Origin of the sequence: Trebonia sp., assembly GCF_049794275.1 — a bacterium.
In the GTDB taxonomy this organism is placed as follows: Bacteria; Actinomycetota; Actinomycetes; order Streptosporangiales; family Streptosporangiaceae; genus Trebonia.
In genome coordinates this window covers 1-1,732 of record NZ_JBARCR010000979.1, presented here as the reverse complement: position 1 = coordinate 1,732, position 1,732 = coordinate 1, and the positions used below count along the sequence as shown (strand labels likewise).

3 protein-coding genes are annotated in these 1,732 nt (G+C 68.0%); all 3 read right to left on the bottom strand.

What is annotated here, in order from left to right; translation table 11 throughout:
• Positions 1–191 (bottom strand): hypothetical protein (locus WA805_RS24935; RefSeq protein WP_425243545.1); only part of this gene is annotated, 191 nt, incomplete at its 3' end.
• Positions 188–973, bottom strand: coding sequence for a class I SAM-dependent methyltransferase (locus tag WA805_RS24930; RefSeq protein WP_425243544.1), 786 nt, complete (start codon positions 971–973; stop codon positions 188–190). The genes WA805_RS24935 and WA805_RS24930, both read right to left, overlap by 4 nt.
• On the bottom strand, positions 960–1,367 hold the full coding sequence (locus WA805_RS24925; RefSeq protein WP_422272677.1) for a 6-pyruvoyl trahydropterin synthase family protein: 408 nt from the start codon (positions 1,365–1,367) through the stop codon (positions 960–962). The genes WA805_RS24930 and WA805_RS24925 overlap by 14 nt, the downstream gene beginning before the upstream one ends.
• Between the last annotated feature and the right edge of the window lie 365 nt (positions 1,368–1,732).

Here is a 1,732-nt window from a genome sequence, read left to right as displayed (position 1 = left end):
AGCGCGCGGGGATCCACTCCGGTGTCGATCAGCTTGACGCCGTCGATCCGCGATCCTGATGCGGCGTAGACGTCCACGTCGTGTCCCCGGCCGGCCAGGCCGCGGGCCAGATCGGCCACGAACGCCTGCGACCCGCCAAGCTGCGGCTCGCGGATGGCCGTCACCAGCGGAGCCATGATCGCGATCTTCATGGCGCGAGCACCTTATAGGCCAGATCCCGCGGCGGATTGACGCCAAGCACCTCGAAGGGAATCCGCCGCCAGCCGTGCCGCCTTACCTCGTCGGCCGCCTGCGGGTAGAAGATCTCGGCGAGCTCCGCCGCCTCGCGGTGGCTGCTGAATTCGACGGACATCGGTCCGGGAAAGCTGAGATACCGGTAGCCGCGGTCGGCGAGCCAGTCGAGGTGGTTCGGCCAGATGATGGCCACGCATCCGCCTGGCTTGCACACTCGCTCCATTTCGGACAGGCCTGCCTCGCCGCCGTGTTCCGGCGCGGGGGTGAAGGCGGAGCAGGAGACGACCAGGGTGGCGAAATCGTCGGGCAGCGGCAGCTGGTCGAAGTACCCGTGCATCAGCCGGACCCGCTGCAGGCAGCCGGCTGCCGCGATCTTCCGGCGCAGGATCCGGCGCAACGGGAGCGCCGGCTCCACCGCGGTGACGCGGCGCCCGCGCCCGATGAGCTCCATCGTGAGCCGCCCAGTGCCCGCGCCGACCTCGACGATCTGGTCCACGTCGCGTGGCAGCCAGTTCACGACCCCAGGGTGGAGCCGCTCGGCGCTGGCCAGCCGGTCGTACAGCCGCGGTTCAAGCCGGTAGAGCAGTTCCCAGGCCAGCACCGCGTCCTGGTGCGGATCGCCGGCGCCGTGCGGGGTGAACCGGCTCGCCTCGTCAGGGGTGAACACTCGCAAGTCCGCGGCCGTGTACCGGCTCAGCAAGGCCGGACGCGGGCCGGCGGCAGCGTCAGGCCTGGTCACTCACTTCAGCCCAGTTCTTGTCGGTCTCCCAGATACGCACCGCTCGCAGGACTCCGGCGGGCACTTCCGGGCCGAGGCGATCCCAGATGGCCTGGGCCAGGTTTTCCGACGTGGGGATGAGACCCTTCAGCCACGGGACGTCGGTATTGAGGTTGTGGTGATCCACGTCGCAGATGACATGCGTCTTGATGACGTTCGACAGCACCTTCAAGTCCACGACGTAGCCGGTGGCATGGTCGACCTCGCCGGCCACGACGACCTCGAGGACATAGTTGTGCCCGTGCAGATTCACGCACTTCCCGAACAGTCGCCGGTTCTCGTCGTCCGACAGGTCCGGGTCGTACAGCTGATGTGCTGCGTTGAATGATTCGCGGCGGCCGACCAGCACGGTCATTAGGTTTCATCTTCTTTCGCGAGTCTCTGCTAGCGATAGCCCCGACTGCCATCCCGCGCTATCACCCTAACCCGGTCGCCCCGTCCTGGCTCAGCCTGCCGCCGGGGAGACGCCACGGGCCCGTTCGGAATGATCAAAATCCTTATCCCGAACGGACGCGTGGCTTCTCGGCAACCCTGGCCCGGCCTAAAGCGGCTGATCCCGGGTAGTCGCGGCATTCGTGGCGAAGGCATTCGCGTATCTCGTTGTCGGGCTGCGGTTTCCGCTCATCCTCGGCTGGGCCGTGGCGGTGGCCGCCGCGGTGCTGTTCCTGCCGCCGCTGCCGTCCTCGGGCGACGGCCTGGCCGACCTGATCCCGGCCGGGT